Source organism: Myxococcales bacterium, from assembly GCA_016712525.1.
Classification (GTDB): domain Bacteria; phylum Myxococcota_A; class Polyangia; order Polyangiales; family Polyangiaceae; genus JAAFHV01.
Genome location: JADJQX010000001.1, coordinates 1460821 through 1487105 on the forward strand (window position 1 = coordinate 1460821; position 26285 = coordinate 1487105).

General features: G+C 70.0%; 22 protein-coding genes. 7 read left to right on the plus strand and 15 right to left on the minus strand.

The features are described from left to right. Positions 1-50: 50 nt before the first annotated feature. A complete protein-coding gene (locus tag IPK71_06295; protein ID MBK8213347.1) occupies positions 51-794 on the minus strand; it encodes a hypothetical protein in 744 nt (247 codons plus the stop codon). A 206-nt stretch (positions 795-1000) separates the two neighbouring features. Continuing rightward, the gene (gene ylqF, locus IPK71_06300; GenBank protein MBK8213348.1) at positions 1001-1921 is read right to left on the minus strand and encodes a ribosome biogenesis GTPase YlqF; all 921 of its coding nucleotides are present in this window, start codon (positions 1919-1921) and stop codon (positions 1001-1003) included. 136 nt (positions 1922-2057) lie between these two features. Between ylqF and IPK71_06305 the strand changes: the two genes are divergently transcribed. Then, positions 2058-3635: an SMI1/KNR4 family protein gene (locus tag IPK71_06305; GenBank protein ID MBK8213349.1), complete on the plus strand. Its 1578-nt coding sequence runs from the start codon at positions 2058-2060 to the stop codon at positions 3633-3635. Between the two features lie 79 nt (positions 3636-3714). Here the strand turns inward: IPK71_06305 and IPK71_06310 are convergent, their stop codons facing one another. Then, on the minus strand, positions 3715-5100 hold the full coding sequence (locus IPK71_06310; GenBank protein ID MBK8213350.1) for a hypothetical protein: 1386 nt from the start codon (positions 5098-5100) through the stop codon (positions 3715-3717). 228 nt (positions 5101-5328) lie between these two features. On the opposite strand from IPK71_06310, the gene IPK71_06315 reads away from it, so the two are divergent. Continuing rightward, on the plus strand, positions 5329-5907 hold the full coding sequence (locus IPK71_06315; GenBank protein ID MBK8213351.1) for a hypothetical protein: 579 nt from the start codon (positions 5329-5331) through the stop codon (positions 5905-5907). 6 nt (positions 5908-5913) lie between these two features. Here the strand turns inward: IPK71_06315 and IPK71_06320 are convergent, their stop codons facing one another. Continuing rightward, a complete protein-coding gene (locus tag IPK71_06320; protein MBK8213352.1) occupies positions 5914-7896 on the minus strand; it encodes a DUF4173 domain-containing protein in 1983 nt (660 codons plus the stop codon). Positions 7897-8229: 333 nt separating this feature from the next. Here IPK71_06320 and IPK71_06325 point away from each other — a divergent pair, with 333 nt between their 5' ends. After that, the gene (locus IPK71_06325) at positions 8230-9411 is read left to right on the plus strand and encodes a trypsin-like serine protease (GenBank protein MBK8213353.1); all 1182 of its coding nucleotides are present in this window, start codon (positions 8230-8232) and stop codon (positions 9409-9411) included. 93 nt (positions 9412-9504) lie between these two features. After that, entirely contained in the window at positions 9505-10095 is a 591-nt protein-coding gene (locus IPK71_06330; protein MBK8213354.1) for a hypothetical protein, read from the plus strand. Between the two features lie 11 nt (positions 10096-10106). On the opposite strand, the gene IPK71_06335 is transcribed toward IPK71_06330, so the two are convergent. The 3 genes from IPK71_06335 to IPK71_06345 all read right to left on the minus strand — a co-directional run bounded on the left by IPK71_06335 (position 10107) and on the right by IPK71_06345 (position 14011). Then, positions 10107-11069, minus strand: a complete 963-nt coding sequence (locus IPK71_06335; GenBank protein MBK8213355.1) for a zinc-dependent alcohol dehydrogenase family protein — start codon at positions 11067-11069, stop codon at positions 10107-10109. Between the two features lie 235 nt (positions 11070-11304). Continuing rightward, entirely contained in the window at positions 11305-12675 is a 1371-nt protein-coding gene (locus tag IPK71_06340) for a DUF3370 family protein (protein MBK8213356.1), read from the minus strand. Between the two features lie 418 nt (positions 12676-13093). After that, a complete protein-coding gene (locus tag IPK71_06345) occupies positions 13094-14011 on the minus strand; it encodes a transposase (protein MBK8213357.1) in 918 nt (305 codons plus the stop codon). A 731-nt stretch (positions 14012-14742) separates the two neighbouring features. Here IPK71_06345 and IPK71_06350 point away from each other — a divergent pair. Both IPK71_06350 and IPK71_06355 read left to right on the plus strand, forming a co-directional pair. Next, entirely contained in the window at positions 14743-15771 is a 1029-nt protein-coding gene (locus IPK71_06350; protein ID MBK8213358.1) for a hypothetical protein, read from the plus strand. A gap of 218 nt (positions 15772-15989) precedes the next feature. Further along, positions 15990-17708 carry a PQQ-dependent sugar dehydrogenase gene (locus IPK71_06355; protein MBK8213359.1) on the plus strand — a complete coding sequence of 573 codons (1719 nt, stop codon included), beginning with the start codon at positions 15990-15992 and terminating at the stop codon, positions 17706-17708. Positions 17709-17954: 246 nt separating this feature from the next. On the opposite strand, the gene IPK71_06360 is transcribed toward IPK71_06355, so the two are convergent. Beyond that, positions 17955-18500 (minus strand): hypothetical protein, encoded by a 546-nt coding sequence (locus IPK71_06360; GenBank protein MBK8213360.1) that lies wholly within the window; start codon positions 18498-18500, stop codon positions 17955-17957. Between the two features lie 159 nt (positions 18501-18659). Next, positions 18660-18980, minus strand: a complete 321-nt coding sequence (locus tag IPK71_06365) for a TMEM14 family protein (protein ID MBK8213361.1) — start codon at positions 18978-18980, stop codon at positions 18660-18662. A 334-nt stretch (positions 18981-19314) separates the two neighbouring features. On the opposite strand from IPK71_06365, the gene IPK71_06370 reads away from it, so the two are divergent. Next, positions 19315-21003 carry a sel1 repeat family protein gene (locus IPK71_06370; GenBank protein ID MBK8213362.1) on the plus strand — a complete coding sequence of 563 codons (1689 nt, stop codon included), beginning with the start codon at positions 19315-19317 and terminating at the stop codon, positions 21001-21003. 223 nt (positions 21004-21226) lie between these two features. Here the strand turns inward: IPK71_06370 and IPK71_06375 are convergent, their stop codons facing one another. The 6 genes from IPK71_06375 to IPK71_06400 form a co-directional block, all read right to left on the minus strand. Next, positions 21227-21880, minus strand: a complete 654-nt coding sequence (locus IPK71_06375; GenBank protein ID MBK8213363.1) for a phosphoribosylanthranilate isomerase — start codon at positions 21878-21880, stop codon at positions 21227-21229. Positions 21881-21953: 73 nt separating this feature from the next. Then, entirely contained in the window at positions 21954-23177 is a 1224-nt protein-coding gene (locus IPK71_06380; GenBank protein MBK8213364.1) for an MFS transporter, read from the minus strand. Further along, the gene (gene pqqE / locus IPK71_06385) at positions 23174-24250 is read right to left on the minus strand and encodes a pyrroloquinoline quinone biosynthesis protein PqqE (GenBank protein ID MBK8213365.1); all 1077 of its coding nucleotides are present in this window, start codon (positions 24248-24250) and stop codon (positions 23174-23176) included. Before pqqE ends, IPK71_06380 begins: the two co-directional genes overlap by 4 nt. After that, complete coding sequence (gene pqqD, locus IPK71_06390; GenBank protein ID MBK8213366.1) at positions 24247-24522, minus strand: pyrroloquinoline quinone biosynthesis peptide chaperone PqqD; 276 nt, start codon at positions 24520-24522, stop codon at positions 24247-24249. The genes pqqE and pqqD overlap by 4 nt, the downstream gene beginning before the upstream one ends. Beyond that, positions 24519-25208 (minus strand): pyrroloquinoline-quinone synthase PqqC, encoded by a 690-nt coding sequence (gene pqqC / locus IPK71_06395; protein ID MBK8213367.1) that lies wholly within the window; start codon positions 25206-25208, stop codon positions 24519-24521. The genes pqqD and pqqC overlap by 4 nt, the downstream gene beginning before the upstream one ends. Then, the gene (locus IPK71_06400; GenBank protein MBK8213368.1) at positions 25205-26107 is read right to left on the minus strand and encodes a pyrroloquinoline quinone biosynthesis protein PqqB; all 903 of its coding nucleotides are present in this window, start codon (positions 26105-26107) and stop codon (positions 25205-25207) included. The genes pqqC and IPK71_06400 overlap by 4 nt, the downstream gene beginning before the upstream one ends. Between the last annotated feature and the right edge of the window lie 178 nt (positions 26108-26285).

Sequence of the window (26285 nt, forward strand, 5' to 3'; positions counted from 1 at the left end):
TCCCTCGAGCACCTTGTGTAGGAATCGGAGCGGTGAGGTCCGAGGGAGCGTCAGTCGTTCGCCATCCAGGAGATCAGGCTGTCGAGGGCCCGCGCCTCCGGGTCTCCCACGTAGGTGTGGCCCACCTTGCCGAGCGAGCGGAACTGCGCCGGATACCCGGCCTCGGACAGCAACCTCGCGCTCTCGGCCAGGTAGCCATGGGTGGCGTCGTAGAGGCCCGCGGTGAACCCGACCTTCTTCACGCCCGAGCGCACGAGCACGTCCTTCTTCAGGCGCACGTTGGCCCCGACGAAGAGCGCGGCGCGAACCTTGTTCGGGTACGCCGTCAGGAGGTCCGCCGCCACGTAGGCGCCCTGCGAGAACCCGAGCAGCACGACGGGCGCGCTCGGATCGACCTCGGGCTCGCTCGCGACCTCGCGGACCGCCTGCGTCACCACCGCCCATTGTTCGGCGAGCGACCCACCCCACGAGTACTTCTGACCGTCGCGCACGTTGGCGTGCGGGCACACGAGCCACCCGTACGTCGGCACGGCGTGGGCGAGCTCGGCGCACCCTCGCTCGGGGCTCCCGGCGATGCCGTGCAAGTATATGAAAACAGGCTGCTTTCCGCCTCGGTTGTCCGGGGGGAAGGCGAGCACGGAGCGCTTCTTGGGCTCGGGGCCCGCGAAGCTCGAGGTGCCTCGTGCGTCCTCGGTCACGCGCGTTTCTGCGTGGGCCGCAGGAGCGCGAAGCACCATGAAGGTCACGAGCAGGAAGAGCGACACACGCGCGAGAGTCGTAGCGAACGCGCGCATCTGCGCACGGGCCGTCGAAGAGGCAACCATGGGTCACTCCGGGCGAAGCCGAGGCACCGCGTCGAGGGGTGCGTCGTCGGCGTTGGTTTCGAGAGGACATCGGCTGAGCCCTTCGATTCGTGACCCGCCCACGCGAATTTTCTTCGCTCGAACCGAGCGCCCGCCAAAACGCCGCGAGAGCCGCCCCGCGAGGGGACGACGTCAGCTCACTGTTCGCCGTCGTCGTCGGTCGTGCGTCCGGGTGCCGCCGAGGGCTCTTCCCAGGTCGTGTCGCGCGCCGCAAAATCCTCGGGGCGCTCGAGGGAGATGCGCCCGATGGCGCCCGAGCGAAAGTCGGTCACGACGGTGTGGGCGGCCTTGTTCAGGTCGACCTTTCCGCCTGCGCGGAGCGCGCCGCGCTTCTTCCCGATCGCGACGAGGAGCTCGTCGGGCGGACCGAGCTCTGTGAGTTTGTAGCGACTCTTCAGCAGATCGGGGTACCGCTCGCTCAAGAACGCGCACGCGAAGAGCGCGATGGTCTCGAACTCGAGCGCCGTCTCCGGGATGGCGCCCCCGAGCGCGAGCCGGAGCGACGAGCCCTCGTCCTCGATCTTGGGCCACAAAATGCCGGGGACGTCGGAGATGACGACGCCGCTCTTGAGGATGACCCGCTGCACCGATTTGGTGACGGCGGGCTCGTCGCCGACCTCGGCCACTTTGCGGCCCATGAGCGTGTTCACGAGCGTCGATTTGCCGACGTTCGGGATCCCGACGACGAGGGCGCGCACGGGGCGTTTGTCGAGGTTCGGGCGCGTCGCGAGGCGCGCGCACGCGGCCGGCACGCGCGAGAGGGTGTCGCCGTTCTTTTGGGTGGTGATGGCGAGCGCGGCCACCTCGGCGGACCTCGGCCCCGCCGGTTTCGCGAGGGCCGAGAGCCACGCGCGCGTGATCTCCGGGTCGGCGAGATCGCTCTTCGACAGCACCTTGAGGCAAGGCTTTTGGCCGCGCAGCTCTCCGAGCACGGGGTTCTCGCTCGACCGCGGCATGCGGGCGTCGAGCACCTCGATGACGACGTCGCACGTGGGGACGGCCTCGGCGATCGCGCGCCGCGCCTTCGCCATGTGACCGGGGTACCACTGGATGGCCATGCCGCGCCTTACCACTTCCCGCGGCGAACGGCTCGCCGAAGTAGCGTCTGCCACCCTCGCGCCTCGCCTGCGACCTGCGACGCGATCTCCCTGTCCACCGGCGCGGTGACGCGCGACCATGCGCGGAGGAGGAACGATGAAACGTCGAGGCAACGCGGGACCGGACACGAAAACGAAGGGCTCGAAGGCCGGTGGAGGGGCGAGCCCGAGCGCCCACCGTGAGGCCATCACCCGCATCGAGGCGAACGCCGCGCGAGCTGGCGTGACCCTCCCGAAGGGCGCGACGGAGGCCGCGATCTCGGCCGCCGAGGCCAAGATGGGCGTCAGGTTCCCGGCCGGGATGCGCGCGTTCTACCTCGCCCACGACGGCGGCCCGAGCGACGAGGTCTGCGACGGTCGTCAGCTCCTCTCGGTAGGGTCGATCGTCCACCAGTGGAAGATCTGGAAAGATCTCCTCGACGCCGGTGAGCTCGAGGACGACGACGTCGACCCCGACACGGGCGTCGCCCCGTCGTGGTTCCACGCGAAGTGGATCCCCGTCACGCATGATTTCGGCGGAAATCATGACGTCGTGGATCTCGCGCCCGCGAAGGGTGGCACGCTCGGTCAGATCGTGTCCGTCTACCACGACGACGGCGCGCGCACGGTGGAGGGCGAGGACTTCTTGTCGTGGCTCGAGGACAAGACCTGGGGCGAGGGGGACGAGGACGAGGATCGCGAGCCCGCGTACGACACGTCGAGCGCTCCGTCCCCGCTTCGCGAGGGCCCCTACGTGTTCCTCTTTCAGCTCGGCAAGGGCGCCAAGGCCGGAAAGACCCGCGTGCCTCGCGCCTTCACCACGGCGCCGTCCTACCTCTATCGGCAGGACGCGAAGTCCCACGCCAAGAAGCTCGACGCCATCGACGAACCGGACGTCCCGGAGGACGAGGCCGACGTCGTGTTCGAGGCCATCGACGCGTTCGTGGATCTCCACGAGCTGCGTCGCGAGCTCTACGAGGACGCGGAGATCGAGAGCGGGCGCGAGTACGCCGAGACCCGAGGGTTCCATGCGGGCGCGAGCTACGCGGACGCCAAGGCGGCCCTCGCGAAGGGTGGCTTCGTGGTGGTCGACTTGCAGGCGCCTCCGGGCGTCGGGGCCGACATCGACGCGTTGGCGAGGCACACCCGGCTCGGCTCTCTCCCGCTCCTCACGAAGGCCCTCCGCGCCGGCGACTGGCTCGTGCATGGCTCCGGGGCTCGCGACGTGCTCGCCGAGGCCCTCGCGAAGGGGCGCGCGGAGGCCTTGTTCCCGGCGCTCGCTCGGGCGGCGACCGGCTTCACGTCGAAGATGCGGAAGCTCCTCGTGGTGGCCCTCTACGAGGCGTGGGTGCGCGCGCGAACCGTGGAAGATACACATGATCGGGACGTGACGCGCACCTTGTGTGCGGCGCTCGCGCCCGAGCTCGATGCGCACGCCAAAACACGCCTCGCCGACCTCGGCCTCCTCCCCCGCGAGGCCCCCGCGAAGGGCAAGGTCACGGACGTCGCCCTGGCGTTCGACGCGGTGCTCGCCCGCGTGTCGGCCGAGGCCGACGAGGCCCGGGAGCGCGCCGCCGCGAAGAAGAAGCCCGCCGTCAAGGTGGCGACGAAGAAGGTCACGAAGGGCGACGGTGGAAAACCAGGAAAAAAGCGCGGCGCCCGGGCGAAAGGCAAGGGCGCCACCAAGGCCCGCTGATCCGCGGCGGCCGAGGAGCACGAGGTTCCCCGGGGGGGCCGCGCCGGTGCTCCACGTCCGCACGAACGCGCGTGCCGATTCAGCGCGGAACCGCCGAACGCACCTTCATGCGCCGCGCGAGGGCCGCGCTCTCGGCGCGATCGATGCGGGCCCGGAAGGCCTCGAGCGTGCGCCCGATCACTCCGTCTTTGCGCGTGAGCACGGCGTCGTTGGGGCGAGCTTCGGAGGTGAGCTTCCCGTAGTGGATGTAGCCGTCGTAGAGCTGCCCGCGCGTGCCCGAGCCCACGACCTCTTCGTCGGGCTCGAGCCCGAGCGGGTTCGTCTCGCACGTGGTCTGCCCGGGGCGGTTCGTCGCGACGAAGACGGGTTGAGCCGGCTCGTGGCCGAACGCCGTCGTGAGCGTGCGCGGCTCGCCGGGGAGGCGCTGATCGCGGCCGTACCGAATGACGCTCCCGTCACCGTAGGCGGGAGCGATCGAGAGCACCTTGCCCTTCGTGAGCGCGTACTCCTTGTCCATGCGGCTGCCGGCCGACGCGGCGTGTTTGTTCGTGTGGAACGCGCCCATGTGGAGGTACATGCGGTCCTCGGCCTTCGGCATCGCCATGCGCATGTTGTAGAAGATCACCTCCTCGCGCTTCGCGAACCACTCCTGCCCCTGGGCCGTCCCTTCGTCGTAGGCGAACGCGGCCACCCAAAGCGCGTGGGTCATGGCGACGAGCCTGTCGCAATCGGCCGGCGTGAGCTCCGCGCAGATCTCGTTCTTCTTCGCCATGATCGCGTCGAAGTAGGTGCGTGTGCGCGTGAGCTCCTCGGGAGTCGGCATGTCCGAGGCATACGTCGGCAACGTATCGAGCACGGCGCCTCGCTGTGTCGTGAGCTCTTGCGCGAGCGCGCGGAGGGCCTCGGAGGGGAGCTCGGTCGTCGTGGGCACGTCGACGGCGGCGACGTGGATCTTCTTCCCCGTTTCGCGCTGTTTGCGCGCGATTTCGGTCAGGATCGCGCCGAACATGTTGGGCGCGAGGCTCTGCACGACCTGCTCGCCCACGGGGTCCGTGCCCGAGTCGACGTAGCGCTGGATCGGCGCCTCGAAGTCCATGGGGAGCTCGTACCCGAGCACGTTCACGAGCCCCTTTTGCGCGAGCTCCTCGAACACGAGGCTCGACACGATGCCGATCTCGTTCGAGCCGTGCACCTCGCCCATCATGAAGATGCGCTTGTCTCCGTAGAGATCGACGAGGCCGCGCAGGTCCCAGAGGTTCTTCGAGCCGGACGCGCATCGAATGGGCTCTCCGATCCCCTTGAGGAGCTCGGTGATGGCGTCGCGCGCCTTCGGGGCGGGGCCGGTCGTCGGGCAGACCGTGGGCGCCGGCGGTCGCTCGCACGAGCCGGGCGGCTCGCCGTCAGGGACCTGACGATCGACCGACGCATCCGTAACGCTCGGATCCACGACACCCGCGTCGGTCACCGGATCGATCGTGGTCGAACCCCCACACGCGGCGCCCGCACCCACGAAAGCAGCCAAAAAACCGGCGATCCAACGATGCATAAGACCTCTTCGTCGCCTCGTGTGTGGCTCACCCTGACCCACGTTTCGCGAGGCACGAGCGCGTAAGCAACTCGGGTGCCATGGGCCGGCCGCGCCCGCCCCAGTTTGGTGCCCCGTGTGCCGAGGAGGCAGGTACGGTGAAAGGTCATGCGACTCTACTTCACCGTGCCCTTCGCCTTCAGTGTCGCCCTCGGTCTCGTGGTCGCTTGCGGTGGAGAGCCGTCCCCCGCCGACAACTGCCGGGAGTTTCTCGACATCAGCGAGACGTGCGCGAAAAATAGTGGGAGGACGTTGCCGACCAACTCGGCCGCGTGCGACGACCCGAGCGTCGCCGACCCGCGGACGCAGGCCCAGATGACCTGCGCCATCGAGCACGAGGCGGCCTACTGCGCCACGCTCGTCGCGGGCCTGTCCGGGAACGCGAACCCGGCGCTCGCCCGCGATCCGGCCGTGCTCAAGCTGAACGCATGCGTGGCTTCGCGGATGGCCGCCGAGCCGTGCAGGGCGGCCATCCTCGCCATGGGCGACTGCGGCGCGGCGATCGGGCTCGCGAACGCCGAGACGTGCACCGGACAGGCTGCCGCCGTCGCCAACTGCATCGTCCAGAACAAGGCCGGCGCGTGCTCCCTCGGGAACCCGAACCGCACCGCCACCACGTTCACGCCCGACGAGCTCGCCTACCAGAAGTGTGTCGTCGCGATCACGACCGACGCGGGGCGCGACTGAGCGGGGTCATTTCGGGACCACGGCCTCCCACGTGCCGTTAGCCGCGCGCGTGGTCACTTGGCTCACCTGCCACGTGTGCGTGTGGTGGTCGCCGCAGCCGTAGCCGCAGGTCGAGTAGGTCTGCCGAACGAGCTCGAGCTTCACGGTCTCGGTCGAGCCTCCGGCTGCGGGTACGAAGGTGACGTACGCCGAGCAGTGGCTCGGGTCCTCGGCGGCGCGAAACTCCGGCGAGCTCGCCGAGCTCGAGGGGCGTCGCGTGAGCTCGCTCGTGATCCACTCTTTCACCACGAGCTCGTGCTGGGTCTCGGCCGGCAGCACCTTGTGGATCTCGGAGAGCGCGATCTCGCCTTCGATGGCGGAATTTCGCAGGTACTCGAAGGGCACGATGGCCGCTTCGCGGTCGACGTCCCCGAGCACGCGTTCCATCTTGCCTCGCGCGGCCTCGAGCTCCTTCAAGGCCGACACGGGCGCGAAGGCTGCCTCGCGTCGGGGGGTCTCCTTACCGATCTCGTATTCGAGGCGATCTCGCTCGTTCAGGAGCAGCGCGGCCACGCCTCGGCGAATGCGCACGTCCGAGTGGTCGAGCAGGGGCAAGAACACAGCGACGCTCTCCGGCTCGTGAAACTGCTCCATCGCGTGCACGAGCGCTTGGTAGTCGTCGCTCTGGACGCGTGCCACGTTCACGCGCGCCGAGAGGCGATGCGTCGGCGCCACGGCGAACACGAGGGCGAGCACCAGCCCCGCCTCGAAAGAGCGACGGAGGAGCCACATGAACGTCCTCTTCCACGCGAGCTTCACGCCGACGAGGCCGAGCGTAACGACCACGAAGAGCGTTCCGGTCATGCCGAAGATGCGCGCGTCCGAGAGCCCGCTCGTCTCGACGTGGATCTCCATCCGGCGAAACGTGCCCACCGCGAGCACGAGGCCCTGGGCGAGCCACGCGTAGGCGAGGAAGCGGGCGTTGCGGGCGCGCTTCACGTGAGCGAGGCCACCCCGAAAGAACCAACCCACGACCACCGTCATCAGGCCGAGGGCCACGGTGAGCCAGGCCGCGCCGGCATGGGCGTACGCGCGCGTGCTCGTGCCGGGGGGAGGCGAGCCCGCCCACAGGTACATGGCGTCGAGCCCGTTGTAGGCAAAAAATAGCATGTTCATCGTCGCGAGCGACGAGACGGCGGTGACCACCTCGGCGCGTTCGGCCGTCGTGAACGGCGCGCTCTCGCGGGCTCGGCTCGGCGTGAACGCGGGCTTCGTCAGCATCACGGCGCCCGTCGTGAACACGAGCAGCGCGAAGAGCCGGAGGGCCGTCGGGAGGGTCACGCTGCCGAAAATCTTCTTCGCCACGTCGGAGACGACGGGGTTGGCTGCGGCGAAGATCCCACCGAAGACCGTGAGCAAGGCGACGGGGACGACGACGGGTGCGACGCGCGCGACGAAGCTCGAGGGGGCGCCGTCACGCCGTCGCGCGAGCGCTCGGACGAGGGAGGCCACGCGGCCCGGGAGCTGCCCGAACGTCAGGAACCCGGAGCGCACGACGTCCGGGAGATAGGCGTCGCGCTGGCGCACGAGCACGGCCGTCGCGCCGAGGAACACGAGGCCGAGCACCAGCGTGAGGAGCGTCGGGCCGTAGGCCGACCTGGCCGCCGCGACGAGGGTCCCGGTTACCGCGAAGCCGAGACGGAGAGACCACCTTTGGGCCTTCGGGAGCGCGACCAGCAGGAGCGTCGTCAGCGAGAGGAACGCGGCGGTCGAGAGCCCCCCCAACACGGGGATGTCCGTGTCGGTCGAGTACGGGAGGTCGACGTGGCGCACGAACGCGAGATCGGCGAGAGCCACCACGGCCGCCACCGCGGCCACGTCGCGGAGGCGCGCCACGGGCTTCGGAGGCTCGGTGAGGGCGAAGTCGATGGGCTCGGGCGAAGCGCGGTACGGGTGCCCTTGGTGGGGTGGTCGGGGCTCGGTAGTGGGGGTTCCGATCGTGGTGTGCATGACCGACCGTGTCGCGCCGGCGTCGCGCGCGCACGCCTCGAACCCCTCGATTCACCGACGTTTCATCGATGTCGATCGCGTGCACGCTCCTGTCCGAACGGCGTTCACACGGCGTTCATGTCGGCGAGCGAAGCGAGGACGTCGCATGTCCGGGGCGCGACTGCGACGTGCAAATCTTGCCGGCCATGGCCCGCTCGTCCGTCGCCGTCGTGGTGGGGAACGGATCCACCAGATCGGTCCCCGCCGAAGGGCGTCGCCGTTCGCACGTGCGCGTCGGGCTCGAAAAAAGACCATGTCGGATGGAGGCACACATTCTGCAAAACCATTGAAATCATGCGAAGACTCGCCCTCCCCCTCGCCGCTGCCCTTGGCCTCCTCGCCGCAGGTTCTGCGTGCTCCTCGAGCACCCCGGGGCCCGAAGCGTCGAGCGACGACATCATCGGTGGCGTCGACGCGACGGGCGCGAAGCTCAACGCGATCGGCACCGTGGGTCGCAAAGGGTTCGACGGCGCGTTCGACTACTTCTGCACGGCGACGCTCGTCGCGCCCAACGTCGTGCTGACGGCGAAGCACTGCGCGACACGCGATCCGAAGAGCGGTCGCACCATGCTCGACGAGGACGACGTCTACTTCGCGGTCGGGCCCGACAGCACGAAGCCGCTCAAGACCGTCAAGGTGAAGAGCGTGCTCACCGCCCCCCTCCACGACGGCGGCTTCGTGTCCCTCGGCTCCGACGTGGCCGTGTACTTCCTCGAAGAGAAGATCGAGGACGTGACGCCGCTCCGCATCGACGGCTCTCTCCTGAACGAGACCAAGGTCGGCTCGAAGCTCACCGCCGTGGGCTTCGGCATCCACGACAGGGACCGCAACTCGGGGCAGCGCAAGGCCGGGCAGCTCACGCTCCAGGGCGTCTCGGGAAAGCCCATTCAGCGCGTGTTCCCGACGTACGAGGCGTTCACCGCGTTCATCGCCAAACATGACGGCGAGGACTACGTGAAGCAGCAGGAGGAGCGCCTCAAGAAGTTCTACGACATGGAGCTCTTGAAGGGCTACGAGGCCTACCTCGGGCTCGGCGAGAACGACGCGCAGCCTTGCAGCGGCGACTCGGGTGGCCCCTTGCTCGCGCGCGTGGGCGACGAGAACGTCGTCGTCGCGGTGGTGTCCGGCTCGTTCAAAGGGCGCACGTACCCGTGCAGCGTGGTCGGCGAGGTGTACGCGTCGTTCGGCCCGCGCGTGGACGACCTCTTCGATAGCGCTGCGCCCGAGTGCAACGGCGTGCCCGTGTGGGGCACGTGCGACCGCGAGGGCAAGGTCGCCACGCGGTGTGTCTCCAAGAAAGAGGGGCCCCAGCGCGTGAACACGATCGACTGCTCCGTGCTCGGTCAGGCGTGCTGGATCGACGCCGAAAACAAGGCCTATTGCGACGATCCGGAGGGCCCCGCGAAGCCCTCGCCCGACGGCGGCGCCCCCGACGCGTCCGACGGTGGCCCCTCGGGAGACGCCGGCCCCGGCTGAGCCACGCCGCGCCTCGATGCGCATCGGCGACCGCCCCGCGTGTCATCCGTTCGGGCTCTCGGCGTCCGTCGCGGCGCGAGCTACCACGAGGGCATGCCTGTCCGGTCGCTCGCCCTCGTCTTCGTCGCTTGCTCCGCGCTCCTCGTCTCCGCGTGCACGATCACGACCGTGCCCTCGTCGGGCGGCGAGGGCGACGAAGGCGGCGAGGGGCCTCCGTCGGCCACCGCGGCGCGCTGCGTGGGCAAGCCCGTCGAGGCGTACACGATGCGCGACTCGGCCTCGTGCGCGAACCAGGGCTCCACGTGGAGCGACACGTACCTCGAGTGCCGCGGCACGTCCTTCGTGGTCAACTGCGCCCGGGCCGACACGTCCGGGCGCCCCGAGGAGGCCAAGAAGATCATGTGCCTCGACATGCCCGGCTGCGGATGGACGGAGCCCGACGGCACCGTGACGAAGCCCTCGGGGCGCTGCGAGGGCACGAAGACCCCGTGCTCCGCGTTTTCGCAGACCGAGTGCAGGAGTCAGCCCGGCTGCACGGTGGAGTCGTCGTCGTGCAAGGCGCGGAACGGCCGCTACTACCTCGACAACATGGGCTGCGAGAACCTCCAGATCTCGAACAGCGTCTCGTTCAGCGTCGTCCGCAACGCGTGCCAGCGCGCGAAGGGATGCACCTGGGTCGAGTGAGTGTGCTCTCGTCAGCTCACGAGCATGATCTTCCCCCGTCGCCCGGGCCGTGCGTGGTGCGTGAGCGCGGCTCGGACGTCCTTCAGCGGGTAGCGGGCCTCCACCTCGGCGTCGAGCACGCCGTCCGCGGCCAGCGCGGCGAGCTCCGTGGCGATGGCGGTGCGGCGCTCGGGGGAGAGCGCCTTGAGCCCGCGCAGGCGAGAAAACCCCGTCACGGTCACGTCCCGGAAGACGAGCTGCGCGGCGGGGAGGATCACGGAGTCGCTCGCGAGCAGCCCGTAGACGACGAGCGTGCCGCCCTCGGCCACGGCCCCGAAGAGCCGCCCCGATGCCTCTCCGGCCACGGCGTCGAGCGCGCGTTTTGCGCCTCCCCCGAGCACCTCGTGCACACGTGCCGCGAGGTCCGGGCCGTCGACCAACGCGGCGACCGCCCCGGAGGCCTCGACGCCAGGTACGGCCTCGGCCGATCGCACGACCCCGACGGCTCGAAGCCCTCGACGCGCGCAGAGCTTCAAGATCATTTTTCCCATGGCCGACGTCGCCGCATCCAGCACCACGGCGTCGCCCGGTGAAAGGCCCTCGAGGAGCCCAGCGGCCGTGAACGGGTTGACCGAGAGCATGGCGCCCTGCTCGATGGAGAGCGCGTCGGGGAGCGGGATGAGATCGGCCGACACGAACACCATGTGCTCGGTCCACGTACCGCCGAAGGGAACGGCGACGCGAGCGCCCACGGGTACGCTCGAGCCCTCGCCGACGGCCTCTACGACTCCTGCGCCTTCGATGCCCACCGGCCCCGGCACCGTGGGTGTGAACACGTGCCGCCCCTCGAGCAGCAAGAGGTCCGCCGGGTTTATCGGCCGCGCGAGGACGCGAACGAGCGCTTCGCCCGGCCCTGGACGGGGCACCTCGGCCTCGACCACGTCGATCGCCTCCGGCGCGGGGACGCCGGTCCGTGTCATGAGCACTCGGAGCATCGTGTTCCTCTTTCGTGCGATGGAAGCGCGGGCCGAGACAGCCTCCCTACGGCGACGCGCGCGTGAGAACGCCGTCGACCCGCCTCTCGTGACTCGAGCCTCGCGGCCCTTGTTTCCTCGACGCTACCATCGTCGTCGGTCGTGCTCTACCGCCGCCGGTGGCCTGTGGACGTGGCGTCGCGTGGCCGCCGACCATGGCTTTCCCGGAGGGGACGGTAGAAGACGCGACGGGCTGCTAAGGCCCACCGTCGGCGAGCGCGCCGAAGGTCTCGACGCTGAGCGCCTGAGGGATCGCGGCGAGCCCGGGCACCATCGCTCGGAACCGCAGCCTACGCGTCTCGCCGGGCGCGAGCACTCCGTCGAACAGGGTCGTCGTCTCGTTTCCCGGGACGTGGCGCACGTCCAATGGATTGCCGTCGACGAGGGCCGCTCCGTCCCACCAACGCGACGCCGTCCCGTTCGCGAGGCTATGAAAGGCGACACGCACGCGCCTCGCGGCCGCAGGGGAGACGGTGTTCCGCAGTCCGAGATCGACGTCGTAGACGTTCCCGTACATGCCCACGGCCTCGCGCGCGCTCACGTCGTAGTGGGTGAGCGCAGGGAAGGCCTGGACCTGCGAGAGCCCTCCTCCGGTCGCCGTGTTCACCATGAACGCGACGTGCTTCGGTCCGTCGGGGACCTCGACGTCGAACGTCGAACGCCAGGTGTCGTGCCTGTAGATCCCGGCCTCCCGACCGAACGGCGGCGGGGGATTGCCGCTCCGGAGGTATTCGCCGGGGGCATCGACGATGGGCTGCGAGGCGTCGAGCGACTTCTGCAGGGACCCATCGCTCGTCGCGACGATGTACACGCGGACGGCCGCGCTCGCCTTCACCGCGAACCGTGCGTCGATCTCTCGGTTCTGCCCCGCGGAGCTCGCCCAGAGCACGGCGCCTTTGCCCGGCGCGATCGTGATCGTGCCCGTGTCCGTTCGGGGGGTGCCCTCGATCCACTCCTTGGACACGCGGTAGTCCGGGCTCGCCCCGAGTGCGAGGCCGCCCGTCTCGTCCTGCGAATACCCCGACCCGCGCAACGACACGGTCACGTCGGACGCGTTCGGGTTCGTCACGAGAATGGAGACCCACTTCGTCGTGCCGGCCTGGTTGATGTGGTGTACGTAAATGCCGAAGTCGCCGGAGAGCGGATACGAAGTCCCTCCGCGCGTCGGAGAGGGGACGTTCGCGTAGAGCACGCCGTCCCCGGTGAAGATCTCCGGGTTGTTGCTCGTCAGCACGGGGCCACCCACTCCGCCCCCGGGGAGCGCGAGGAGGCCGCTGCGCTCGGGGCGAGGCGCGCCCGTCCCACCGGCTCCGGCCCCGAGCACCCCAGCGGCAAAGGACGTCCCAGGGATCACGGTCGACCCCGCGTCGCCCGGAGGACTCGCGTCCACGACGGCAAGTGCAGCGTCTCCACTCGGGGAAGGAGCAGTCGGGCTGCTCGGGCTGCTCGGGGCGCTCGGGCCCGAGATCTCCTCTTCGCCCTCGACGATGCGCGCCGAAGCCGTGCAACCCACGGCCACGAGAGTGGCCCCGACCACGGCCAGATAGGCTGTCCTGTTGCGCGCCATCGAAAACCTCCTCCGTGACCCGCCCACGTGCGAGTCGAACCTACATAGAGCAGTAGGCATGCCATCCGCCCGGCCGCCGGATGGGCGCGGATCCCCAGGAAAAATGAAGGGGTCTCGACGATCGTAGGGGGCTCGGGGCACCACCGAAGGAACGAACCGTACCTCGAGGGAACGAGGGACCCGACTACCCCTTCGTCGGGGCGTCCTCTCCGACCTGGTACCGGAGCTTGAGAAAGATCCGACCAGAAAGATCCGACCGACGTTGGCGCTACAGAAAGATCCGACCCAGAAAGATCCGACCGACGTTGGCGCTAACTTAAGTGGTTGAAACCACGTTGACGCCGAGCTCCCTAGCCGAAAGATCCGACCGACGTTGGCGCGATCCCGACGTCGACGAAAGATCCGACCGACGTTGGCGCTAAGTGGTTGAAACCACGTTGACGCCGAGCTCGCGAAAGAGGCGCCACGTCCCCGCTGGAAACAACACATCCCGCACCGCGTTCCTCAACTTCGCGAACGCCTCCCGGTACGCCCCCAAGAACGCCGCCCGCTCCTTCATCGCGCGCACGGCCATCTCGACGTTCCCGCCCGCCGCGAAGCTCGGGTTCCGCGCCCCTTCCTTCTCGAACGACGACGCACGCGTCGTATGCGGCACCGCGAAAATCCACTCGAGCGAGCGCACGAACTTCCCCGCCTTCCGCGCCACGATGCGCGCCTTCTCGACCGCCGCGTTCACCGCGGAGACGATGCGCTCCCGCGCCCCTTCGTGACCGGAGCTCGCCTCGAGCGAGCGCGGCACGGTGATCGCGATCTCGGCCATGGCAGGCCAACGCGTGTTCTCCGCGTCGAAGTACACCTCGGGCCGCGCCACACGGAACGTGCGCGTGCCGATGTCGGTCGCCGCGAGCGTCACACCCGGCCAATCCTCGGGGCTCGAGACGAGGCCGGCTTCGACCACGTTCGCGAGCGTGTAGCCGATCTTCTGCAGCACCGCGTCCTCGCCGTAGAGCGCGACGACGCTCGCTCCCTCGCGCGAGAAGACTTCCTCGGGCCATCCGCGAAGCACCTTGATGGCGTTCGCGAGCAGACGATTTCTCTGTGACAGGAATCTTGGCAGCTCACCGCGCGTGTCGGTCAGCACCTCGTGAAGGTGGTTCGACAGCATCTGCACCGCATGGATCTCGATGCCGAACTCCGCGGCGAGCACGGCCGTGGCGTACCAGTAGAAGGCGAGCAGCATGCGGCGCTTGTCCGGGTTCAAGAGGAAGTAGCGGCGCGTGGTTCTGCGCGTGACGAGATAGGTGGTGCCGGGGACGATGCGACGAGGGTTGGACATGCCGCCCACTAGGCACGTCGCGGGCCAACGCGAAATTGCGGAAAATGTCGGGCAAAATTGGATCTTCTGGGTGGCCCGGCCACGTCTTGGGGGTGGCCCGGCCAGGCCCTCGAGTGCCGTCGCGCACTTGGCGCCAACGTCGGTCGGGTCTCTTCCGCGTACTTGGGGTCAACGTCGGTCGGATCTGCTGGATCTGCTTCCCTTCCGCGTACTTGGGGTCAACGTCGGTCGGATCTGCTTCCCTCACTGCTTCCCTCACAGCTCGCGACCGCCCGAGTGCTTTCGAGCATTTGGCGCCAACGTCGGTCGGATCCACGGTCGGATCCACAGCTGGCGACCGCCCGAGTGCTTTCGAGCATTTGGCGCCAACGTCGGTCGGATCCACACACACTGCACGGGCCAGGTCCTGCGCGAACTGATCGAGTGTGATGTCCATGGTGCCTCCTTGCGACGGTGCCGGGCTTGGCAACGTCGACCTTCAAGGAGAGCACCCAGTCGCCCAGGACGCCGGGACCTGGCCCTTCCCGCTCGTCATGGCGCACCGGGCAAGGCAAAACCGCCGCGCAGCGGCTTCGTTCCACAGCGTCGGTCGGATCCACAGCGCAGGACCTGAAGCTACAGGGCGTCGTCGAAGGCGATGCCTTCCGGTCGGCACCGCTAGGGCCATCCTCCATTCGAAGGATTCTGCACCCCCCGCTCCCCTGGTATCCGGGCCGGGGAGGAGCAGGAATATGAGAGGAGCCATCGTTTCGGTCGCCCTGGGTATCGCGGTGTTCGGGGGGTATGCGTGCGTGGGCGATGACCCAGCGTCGAGCCCGGCCGCCGACGCCTCGACGACACCGCCCGTGGACGCGAGCACCGATCCTCCGCGCGACGCGAGCGTCGACGCGAGCCCCGTGCCCGACGCGAGCCCCGTCGACGCCGCCGACGCCGCCGACCCCTGTCCCTTGTCCAAGCTGGGACCGAACGGTCGCTGTGAGCCGGTCTGCGGGGTGCGGTTCACGCTCGGTCAGGACATCGCGCCGGGCGCTGCCGCTGGGCCCTCGGTCGTCAGCGTCGACGGCGTGGGCGAATCGACGTACGGGCTGGCGAACGACGGCTCGTTCATGTTCTTCAGGTCCGGCTACTGGTTCGCGAAGAAGACCGGCTCGAGCTTCATGGTCACCGAAATCCCGGCGGCCGATCTCTCCGGCATCGAGTTGCCCCGCGGGGGGCAGCTCACGAGCGACGGCCTCTCCGTCGTCTTCGTCCGCGCGAACAACAAGCTCGCGTGGGGCGACGCGAACGTCGCCAATGGCCGTGTCTCGAATTTCCGAGACGGCCCGTTCACCGACCTGAACCCGCTCCTCCCGGCCGCGCCCAGCTACGTGTCGGGCCCTGCGATCTCGGGCGACGGCCTCGTGCTCACCTACTCGATCACGAGCTCCGGCAACGGCAACGACGGAACGTGGCAGTCGCGCCGAGCGTCGAAGCAGGTGCCCTTCCCGCAGCCGAAGAAGCTCGCGGGAGCCCTCGCCGATACCAAGTACGGGATCGACGGGCTCTCCTACGACGGCCTCACGGCGTTCGTGTTCGACAACTTCACGACGCGAATCTTCACCCGCGCGGACACGGGCGACGAGTTCACGACGGACCTGGCGCGCTCCGCGATCCCTGCGTGGCGAGTGAACGTCGCCGACCGATGCGACCGCGCCGTCGCTACCCGCTCGACGGGCGGCTCGCAGAACCAACAGGTCGCCCAGGTCCTCGCGACTCCGTGAGGGCTGAGCCCGAGCGCCCTGGATAGGACGGAGGCCGACGGCGAATCGTCGTTGGCCTCCGTGAAAGGCGAAACGAGCCATGGCGGCGCCTTCTCGCGGGGGGGGCCGCCGTTCGTCTTTCGGGGGTCGAAGAGCCCGCGCCACGCCTGCGCCCAGGTCCCCTCGCAGACGCAGGCCGTGCGTTGACGGTCGAGACCCCCCGGGCTATGCCTGACCTAATGTCCGAAGGTCAGCCCAAGCGCCGCCTCGACGCGCGCGCCCTCGCGTTCGCCCCCCTCGCCGCCCTCGTCGTCGGAGGAGCCCTCTCGCACTTCGTCCCGGGTTGCTCCGCGGAGGACACGACCGAGCCCACGGGCGACGACGAGCCCGGCATCACCGAGGGCATGTACACCTCGAGCGGCACGTGCGACGGCCTGCCGAAGCTGAAGCTCGAGACGCCCCCCGGCGTGTGCGTGGGCGTCGTCGCGACGGGCTTCAAGTTCTCGCGAAGCCTGGGGCAGCTCCCGAACGGCGACATCGTCGTGACCGACATGGGCGGCTGGGCGAAGGACCGCGGCACGGTGTGGCTCCTGAAGCGCAACGCCGACAAGACCTACTCGAAGCGCCAGATGCTCCAGGCGATCGACAAGCCGAGCGGCCTCGCCATCGGCCCCGACGGCCTCCCCTACGTGGCGACGCCGACCGACATCTTCCGCTTCGATCCGGCCGATCGCTCGGGCGCGCAGCCGCGGCTCACCGTCGTCGCGAAGAACCTCGGCACGCGCGCCGACGCACGCCACCCGCTCCACCACATCGCGTTCGACCCGAAGAACCCCTGGCAGCTCTACGTCAACGTCGGCTCCGACAGCGACAACTGCGAGGTGAACGGCGCCTTCCCCATGCCGTGCGACGAGACCGAGCGCGCCCAAAACGCGCGCGGCACCATCCTGCGCGTCGACCTCACCGGCGCGAACAACGTGGAGCGCGCGCGCTTCGTCGTAGCCCGCGGCCTCCGCAACAGCATGGCCCTCGCGTTCCACTCGACCGGCACGCTCGTCCAGGGCGAAAACTCGCGCGACAGCATCAACAAGCGGGCACCGCAGCTCGCCGACACCGAGGGCGAGCTCCCGCACGAGGAGCTCAACGTCGTCACCCAGGGCAAACACTACGGCTGGCCCTACTGCTACGACAACGGCGTCCCCTCGCCCGAGTACCCGAACGCGAACTGCGCGAATTACCAGAACCCCGCGCTCCTCTTGCCCGGGCACTCGTCGCCGCTCGGCATGGAGTACTACACGGGCACGCTCTTCCCGCAGCCCTACCAGGGCAACCTCGTGGTCTCGCTGCACGGCTACCGCGAGTACGGTCACCGCATCGTGCTCGTCCCGGTCGACGGGCGCGGCGTGCCCGCGGGCGAAATCAAAGACATCGTCCGCGGCTGGGAGAAGACCGCCACCGACCCGCAAGGTGCCCCCGTCGACGTCATGGTCGCGAAGGACGGCTCCATCTTCGTCGCCGAGGACAAGAACGGCACCGTGCTCCGCATCTTCTACGATCGCGCCGCGGGCAACGGAGCGCCGCTCGCTACGAAGCCGCCGTCACGCCCCGTCGTGAGCCCCGAAGAGGCCGCGCGCTGCCAGGCGCTCCGCACGAAGTCGTCGCTCATGGCCGCCATGGAGCGTGACGTCATCGATCAGGCGTGTGTGAGCTGCCACGGCGCAGGCCCCGGCTACCCTGGCGGTCTCGCGCTCCTCCGCTGCGACGACGTGGGCAACCAGAAGCGCCTCACCGAAGCGCGCCGCACCGCGGGCCCGCTCGTCGTCCCTGGGGACGAACGCTCCGAGCTCGTTCGCCGCCTCAAGGGCGACGGCTTCCCGCAGATGCCCGCGGGTGGCGTGAGCCCCGAGCAGCTCGAAGAGGTCACCGCTTGGATCCGCGCCGGAGCGCGCGCAAACTAAGCTTTTTCTCGAACGAACCGAAAGGAACCGAAGCATGAACACGTGGCAGACGCCCGAGCTCGTCGAAGTGAAGATGGACGCCGAGGTCGGCTCGTACCAAGAAGACTTCCGCGACGACGATCGCCTCCCGATCGTCGAGACCGACACGACCGAAGCCTGAAGCTCGCCTTCTCGTGCACCGAGCCTGCGTCCTCGTGAAGGGCGTGGGCTCGTCGTGTTTCGGGGACTGCGTCCGCCTCGTGTGCCTCAGATTTCGAAGCCGAACGTCCCGAACACCGCGCCGTAGCCCGTGCGATCACCCGAGAGCAAGAAGCCCTCGATGCTCGGGCAGAGGACGACGGCGGTCCGCGTCGGGATGCGCACCCCGAGGCGCGCCGTGCCTCCGCCGACGAGCGTCGGCCCGCCACCGACGGTCGGCCCGAGCGATAGCTCCACGTACCGAATGGGTCGCAGACCCACCGTGCCGCTCACGACGCCGAGCAGGACCGGATACCTTGGGACGCCAGGGCGGAGCGTAGGCCGCGCCTCGGTCGTCTGCGTGTACGGGAGCGGAAACAAGCCGAGCGCGCCGCCCTCGACGGAGAGCGAAATCGCAGGCACGAGACGCACACCGACGCGCCCGAGGAGCGCCAACGGAATCGAGGGTTTGTCCCCGTGGAAGTCTCCCGTGCGGACGTGGGCCACGCCGACCCCGGCCCGCCACCCGAGCTGCACCGGAGCGAGAGGCCCCTCGGCCTCGGCCGCGCGGGCCTCGTGGGCCAAGCTCACGCCGAGGATCACGCCGAGGGCCACGCGCGCGATGTATCCCGGTCCACCGCGTGCGGAGTGTCGGTGCCTCGGCGGCCTAGCAGCACCCACCATGACGCGCAGCGTAGCACCGGTAGGATGGCGGTCGAGCGCGCCGAACTTTTTTTGCGCCATCGCCGGCCAAGCGACGCGCGACGTCTCTCGTCAGCTCAGCGCAGCGCCGACCGCGACGAGCACACCCACGACGCCGAGCCCCGCGACGAGCCCGGCGGGCATCACCTTCTTCGTCTTGGCGAACGCGGGCCCGAAGCGGCCCACGAGCGCGAGCGACACGAGGCCACCGAGCGCCGCACCCGCGATCGTGCGGTGCGTGCAGAAGAGCCCCGAGGCGCCGAAGAGGAGCGCGCCCGACACGAGCCCCGCGACGAGCGAAGGTTTGCTCTTCGCCTTCACGAAGCCCATGAGACCCCCTCCCGCCGCGACGAGACCGAAGACCGCGTAGAACGAAGAGGCGACGTAGCTCATGGCGCGTGGATAGCCGAGATGGGCCTCGGAGTCTCGCGCCGCGTCACGGTCGCGCTGTCGTGCACGCGGCGAATCTTCGCCAATCGTCATCGATGACGATCGCGTTCGTCAGCGCTGACGAACCAAATCCTCGAGAAATCTAGGCACTCCGTGATCGCGTCTTTTCCCAATCGTCATCGATGACGATCGCGTTCGTCAGCGCTGACGAATCTCGAGGGCCCGTTCGCCGGGGGGCCTCGGGCCTCCTCCCGTGACAGAGTCGCTGGCCGATCGCGGCCGCTCGCGCTCCGAGGCCGCCTTGAATCGGCCACGGCCGCGTGGTACCGCGCAGGCCATGCGTTCGAGCCGCCTCCATGCTTCGTCTCTCGCCCTCGTGTCGGTCGCGCTCTCGGGTGCTCTCGGCGCGTCGCTCCTCGCGTGTGGTCCGGGAGCGGCGGCCGAGGCCGTGCGCGCCGAGGCCCCGACGGCCAAACAAGCGATGGGCGAGGGCGAGGGCCCCGCGTGCACGGCCGTGCCCGACGTCGCCCAGACGCTCGTCGTCGATCTGCCCTCCTCCCAGCGCACCGATCTCGAGCTCGCCATGAAGTCGGGGCGCGCGGTCGTGCACTACGGCTGCGACGGCCTCAAGGTGCTCTCGAGCTGCGAGCTCGGCGGCGACTACAAGTTCGCCGGCGTGACCCTCAAGGAGGACGTCATCCAGCTCAAGTCGAGCGACGAGGTCCGCGCGACGCTGCCCATCTCGGGGGCCACCCTCGCCGGGGGGCTCGCGCGCGGGACGAGCCTCGACTTGGCCACGGCGATGGTCGGGCGGGCCACGGCGCTCGGCGTCTCGGCCACGAAGGGCGAGCTCAAGGGCGCGTGCACCGGCGCCACGCACTTCGTCCGCGCCGTGTACGTCGGCGCGTTCGCGATGAAGCGCGGCAGCGGCGCCTCCGTCACGGCGGCGGCCTCGGTCTTCGGTGCCTCGTCCGACGCGAAGAGCACGAGCGACAAACAGATCGATCTCCACGACGGCTCCCTCGAGGCCTGCAAAGCGTCGAGCCCCGACGCGCCCAAGCCGCCCGCGCAGTGCCAGAGCTCGCTCCGCGTGGAGCTCTTCCCCCTCGGCGAGGCGCGCGCGAACGCCGAGACGGGCCTCGCGGGCCTGCCTGTCCCGTGCCCCACGGGCTACGCCTTCGAGGGCGGGAAATGCACACCCGCCAGCAAGGCCACCGCGTTCCTCTGCGCGCCGACGGACGCCGCCTCGTGCCGCGCGCAGTGCGAGAAGGGCAGCGTCGAGAGCTGCTACAACCTCGCGCACCTCCTCACCGGCGTCGCCGACGCATGCAAGGGCAAGGGAGACGGGTGCATCGCGATCGGCGGCGGCGCGCCCGACGCTCCGAGCTCCATCGAGGCCGCCAAACTCTACACGCGCGCGTGCGATCAGGGCGTCGCCCCGGCCTGCTTCTACGTGGGGACGTTCGCCGGAGATGGCCTCTTCGGCATCCCCAAGAGCGACGCCGCCTCCGACGCAGCCTTCGACAAGGGCTGCGCGAACGGGCACGCTCTCTCGTGCATGAAGCTCGGAGAGCGCCTCGAGGCGCGCGACAAGGCCGCGCCGCGCGTCGTGCCCCTCGTGCAGCGCGCGTGCGACCTCGGCTACGCGCCGGCGTGCTTCTCGGTCATCTCCCGCTACCTGAAGGGGCAGGGCACGGCGAAGAACCCGGCCGCGGCGCGCGCCGTGCTGACCCGCACCTGCGCGGCGGGCGAGCCCAAACGCTGCGGCGAGCTCGGCATGCTCTCGCTCGACGGCACCCTCGGCGACGAAGCCAAAAAGGACGTCACGGGCGCCCTCGCCGCCCTCGCGCGCGGCTGCGATCTCAAGCGCGAGGACGTGTGCCGCCTCGCCGCCGTGGCCTACGCCGGCGAGTGGGGTGTCCCCAAGGACCTCGCGAAGGCCAAGGCCTTCTTCGAGCGCGGCTGCGCGGGTCCGTCGGCCACCAGCAAAGCCTGCACCCAGCTCGCCGACCGCCTCAAGAAGTAGCCCTGGCCGAGCCCTCGAGGAGCTCCGCGTCGCGCGTCGCGCTGCCACGCGCGGGGCGAATCTTCCCCAATCGTCAACGTTGACGATCGCGTTCGTCCACGTCGACGAACCAAATCCTCGAGAAATCTAGGCACTTCGCGATCGCGACTTTCCCCAATCGTCAACGTTGACGATTGCGTTCGTCAACGTTGACGAATCTTGGAGGCCCCTCCCTTGCGGGCCCTCACGCCCGAGCGACGGCATCGACGAAGGCGCGGAGCTTCTCCTCCGAGAGGGCGCCCTGGGTCCGCACCCCGCTGCAAATGTCGACGCCGTAGGGGCGCACGGCGCGGATGGCCTCGCCCACGTTCTCGGCGCGCAGGCCTCCCGCGAGGAACACCGGCACGTCGACGGCGCGCACGATCTCATCGCTCACGGACCAGTCGTGCACGCGGCCCGTGCCGCCGAGCTCCTTCACCTTCGCGCTCGGCCGGCCGCTGTCGAGGAGGAGCGCGTGCACGTGGGGCGCGGCTCTTCGTGCCTCGTCGATCTGAGCTTCGCCCTCGACGTGCAGCACCTGCACGATGCGCACGTGCGGGAGCGCCTCGCGGAGCGCCGCGTACGTCGCCTCGGGGACCGCGTCGACGAGCTGCACCGTGTCGACGTGGGTCGCGCGCACGTGGGCCACGACGTCGCTCGGCGCGGTGCGGCTCGTGAGCAAGAACCTCGAGACAGGAGGCGGCACGTGCGTGGCGATCGTGGCGATGAGGTCGTCGTCGATGGGACCGGGCCCGCTGGGCATGGCAGCGACGAGCCCGAGCGCCGAAGCTCCGAGCGACGCGGCGAGGCGCGCCTCCGCCACCGAAGCGATGCAACAGACCTTGATCCTCGTGGCCATGCCCTTCGCGTATCACGAGGGGAGGGCCACGGACATCCCTTGGCCTTCGGCCCGATGGGCCCGCGCGTGATCCCTACGTCGCGTCCGTCGCGGGTTTGGCTCTCCCGAGCGACACGAGGGCCGCGCCTACCCCGAGCGCGCACGCGACGAGGAGAGCTGCGCGGTAGCCCGAGACGAACGCGTCGCCCCTCGGGCGCGCCGTGCCCGAGACCCACGTGAGCACGCGCGTCGACGACACGACGCCCGTGACCATGCCCGCGTTGCGCGCGAGCGCGACGAGCGCCGAGGCCGAGCCGCGCAGCTTGGGCGGGGCCGCCGAGAGCAGGCTCGCGTTGTTCGGGGACGTGAAGAGCCCCGCGCCGAGCCCGAGCACCCCGAGGCAGAGCCCCACGACCACGGGCGACCCCAGGCCGAGCGTGGCCCGCATCGCGAAGGCCGCGAGCGCGCACACGAGCGACCCCACGACGACGAACGGTCGCGCCCCGCGCGCGTCCGAGAGGCGCCCCGCGAACGGCGCCACCACGACCATCACCGCGGGCTGCACCACCGCCACGAGGCCCGCGCGCTCGGGCGACATGCCGTGCTCGTCTTGGAGCAGAAAGGGGATCTGCGCGGAGACCGCGAACGTCGTGGCGTACTGCAGGTACGCGGCGAACGCGCCGCCCCGCACGCCCTGCGTGCCGAAGAGCTCCCGGAGCCCCGCCGCGCGGCTCGGGGTGCCCGAAGCGCCCGAAGCGCCCGCCGCGACCGGCGTGCGAAAGAGCGCGATCGCCGAGACCGCCGCGATGGGCACGAGCACCACGAAGATGCCCTGCGGCCCGAGCGCCCGCACCAAGAAGCCCCCGAGCACCGGGCCCGTCGTGAGCCCTACGTACGTGGCCGACGCCGAGAGCCCGAGCGCCCGCCCACGTTCGTTCGGGGGCGTGACGGCCGAGAGCCACGCCGGCAGCGACGCCATGAGCAGCGCGGCCGACGCCCCCTGCACCGACCGTGCGATCATCATCGCCCGGAACGACGGCACCACCGTGAGCGCGGCCGACGCGATCGCGAACGCCGAGAACCCGACGCGCGCGATCTTCACGAGCCCCACGCGATCGGCGACGAGCCCGAAGGGCAAGAGGCACACGGTCACCGTGATCGTGTACGCGAGCATGAGCCCCTGCGCGCTCTCGAGCGAGACGCCGAACGCCCGCGCGAGGCTCGGCAGCGCGATGCCCATGAGGCTCGCCCCGGCCGCCGAAAGGAACGAGCCCGTGCCCGCGAGCACGAGCGCCCTTCGCCCCATGGGTTCGCTCACGGCGCCGCTTTCCGCCCGCGAAAGAGGTAGCGCCGTGAGGGCTCGCGCGCGGCCCCCTGCACGAGGGCGTGGTCCGGCGAGAGCGCGCACGCCGGATCGGTCGCGGAGGCATCCCCGGTGAGGGCGAAGGCCTGACAGCGGCACCCGCCGAAGTCGCGCTCACGCTCGTCGCACGACCGGCACGGCTCCTTCATCCACTCCGTGCCCCGGAAACGAAGGAGGCCCGGGTTCGTCTCCCACAGGTCGCGGAGGCGCGCCCCGGCGATGCTCTCGAAGCCCATGCCGGGCAGCGTCGAGGCCGCGTGGCAAGGCAGCACCGTGCCATCGGGTGCAATATGCACGAACCGCCGCGCCCACCCGTCCATGCACGCGCGAGGCTTGCCGCGCACGTAGTCGGGCAGCACGTAGAGCACCTCCATCGTGCCGTGGTGGGCCTTCTTGGCGGCCATGGCGTGCGCGCGGGCCTCGTCGATGCGCTCGCGGGTGGGCAAGAGCCGCGCGCGGTTCTCGAGCGCGAAGCCGAGGTACTGCGCGCTCGCGAGCTCGAGCCGCGAGGCCCCGAGGTCCTTCGCGAGGCGCACGAGCTCGGGCACCGTGCCGATGTTCTCGGCGTGAAGCACCACGTTCACCGTGAGCGGCAGATCGAGGGCGCGCACGGCCGCGGCGAACGCGAGCTTCTCGTCGTGGGCCCGAGTGTCGGCGATGGCGTCGGCCGCGGTCGCGTCGGCGCCTTGGAGCGAGAGCTGCACCGCGGTGAGCCCGGCCTTCGCGAGCTCGGGCAGCCTATCTTTGCCGCGCGGGAGGCCGCTCGTGACGAGGTGCGTGTAGAGCTCACGGGCCTCGGCGTGCGCGACGAGCCCCTCGAGCCCGTCGTAGAGCAGGGGCTCGCCGCCCGTGAAGTGCACCTGCACGACGCCGAGGTCCGCCGCGTCGTCGAGGGCCTCGCGCCACACCGCGGGCGAGAGCTCCCGCCCGCGCGTGACGAGCTCGGTCGGGTTCGAGCAGTACGGGCACCCGAGCGGGCACCTGTGCGTGACCTCGGCCACGAGCGTGAAGGGGCGCTCCGCCGTCACGTGCCGGGCTCCAAGAGCACGCGCGCCCGGAGCTCCGAGAGCACACCCGCGACGTCCTTCGCGACCACGTCGTGCGGCGCGCCGTGGGCCTCGGCGAGCGCGCGCACGAGCTCGTCCTCGGTGCGTGTGCCGTCGCAGAGATCGACGATCTCCTTGGCCGACCCGTTCAGGAAGAGGCCCCGTTCGGGCGCGAGCACCATCCACTTGCCCTCGCGTGCGTCGAAGCGGAGGCGCACCTTCTTGGCGAGCTTCGGCCGCGCGTGGCCCGTCACGCGCCGATCCCGTATTTGTGGCTCACGGCGTCGAGCAGCGCCCAGAGGATGTTGCACTTCTCGACGAGCGCGCCGACGCACGCCTCTTCGAGCTCGGGCGTCGTGGCGTGCTCGGTGACGAAGGTGATGGCCTCGCGCGAGTCGCGCGCCGCGCGTGGCACCCGCGAGCGAAAGTACTCGAGCACGTCGGGCGCGACCCACGGGTAGTGCGTCTCCCACGCGAGCACGCGCTTCGTCATGATGTCGGGCGAGAAGAACTCGGTGAGCGACGAGGCCACCGCGACGACGAGCGGGCTCTTCTCGACGAGCGTGAGGTACGCGTCGCACGCGAAGCGCACGGCGGGCAGCACGTCGGCCTCGGCCCGCACACGCTCGAGATCGAGCCCCACGCCCCCGGCCAGCCGCTCCCACATGGCGATGCCGCCTTCGCCGGCCTGCGTGCCGTCGTGGTCCACGATGCGGCGGATCCACATGCGACGAAACGCGGGGTCCGTCGATTTCGAGAGCACGAGCGCGTCCTTCCGGGGGATGCGCGTCTGGTAGCAGTAGCGGTTCTCGACCCACGCTTGGATTTGGCGCTTCGTGAGGGTGCCCGCGTGCATCGCCACGTGGAACGGGTGGCGGTCGTGGTAGCGCTTCTCGCCCTCGGCCCGAAGGCGCGCGACGAGCGGGCTCTCTTCGCTCATAGGTCGATCTCCATCCCGTCGTACGCGATCTCGAAGCCCCGCGAGCGCACCTCGCGGGCGGCGGCGGACTCGGGGTCGAGCATGGGGTTCGTGTTGTTCACGTGCGTGAAGATCTTCCTCCCGCAGCGCACGGCCTCGAGGGCGGCGAGGGCCTCGCTCACGGGCAGGTGCGCCATGCTCGCGGCGGGCTTCTCCCCGCAGCCGCGGCTCGCCATCTCGTGCTCGGAGTAGAACGTGCCGTCGAAGAAGGCTGCCCCCGCGCCCTCGGCCTCACGCAAAAACTCCCCGATCTTCCCGTAGGTCGCGGCGTACACGAGGCGCGCGTTCGCGGGCGTGGAGAAGGCGAGGGCCACGTTGTCCTCGGCGGACGGCTCGGTCGACCCCTCGAGGTGGAGCGCGCGCTTGCCCGGCGCGGGAACGGCCTTCATGGTGAGCCCGAGCGGAGCGCCGCCCGCGTCGGCGATCGTCGTCTCTTCGCCGAGCACGAGGTCGCGGAACACCGTGTGCCCGGGGAATCGCGCGAGCGTCTTCAAGATGGCGTTCCTCTCGAGGCCCTCGCGCACCGTGCGCGTCGCGTAGATGGCGAGCGGCTGCGACTCCCGCAGCGAGAAGAGGCCGAGGGTGTGATCGAGGTCGCCGTTCGTGAGCACGATGGCGCCGATGGGCGTCGAGCGCACGTCGCGCGGCCAGAGCTCCCGAGTCCTTCGGAGCTGCTCCCCGACGCTCGGCGCGGCGTTCACGAGCACGTACCGCGTGCCATCGCCCGAGACGACGAGCGAGTCCTCGGTCCGTGGGAGGAAACCCGGCCGCCCCGCGCGCACGGCGCGGCAGTTGTCGCACCCGCAGTTCCATTGCGGAAATGCACCTCCCGCCGCCGATCCCAAGACACGCACGCGCATGCCGCGAGGCTATCCGAGCTGCCCCGGCGTGGCGAGGGGAGCCTCGGTCGTTGCAAAGTGGCCAGACCCACGACCTTCCACCGAGGGAGCTCGCTCTCGCCTCGATCGAGCGCAGGCAGCGTGAAGCGACACCTGAGCGCCTCGAGCCGCGCATCGCGTGACCCGGAGCCCGCTGGGC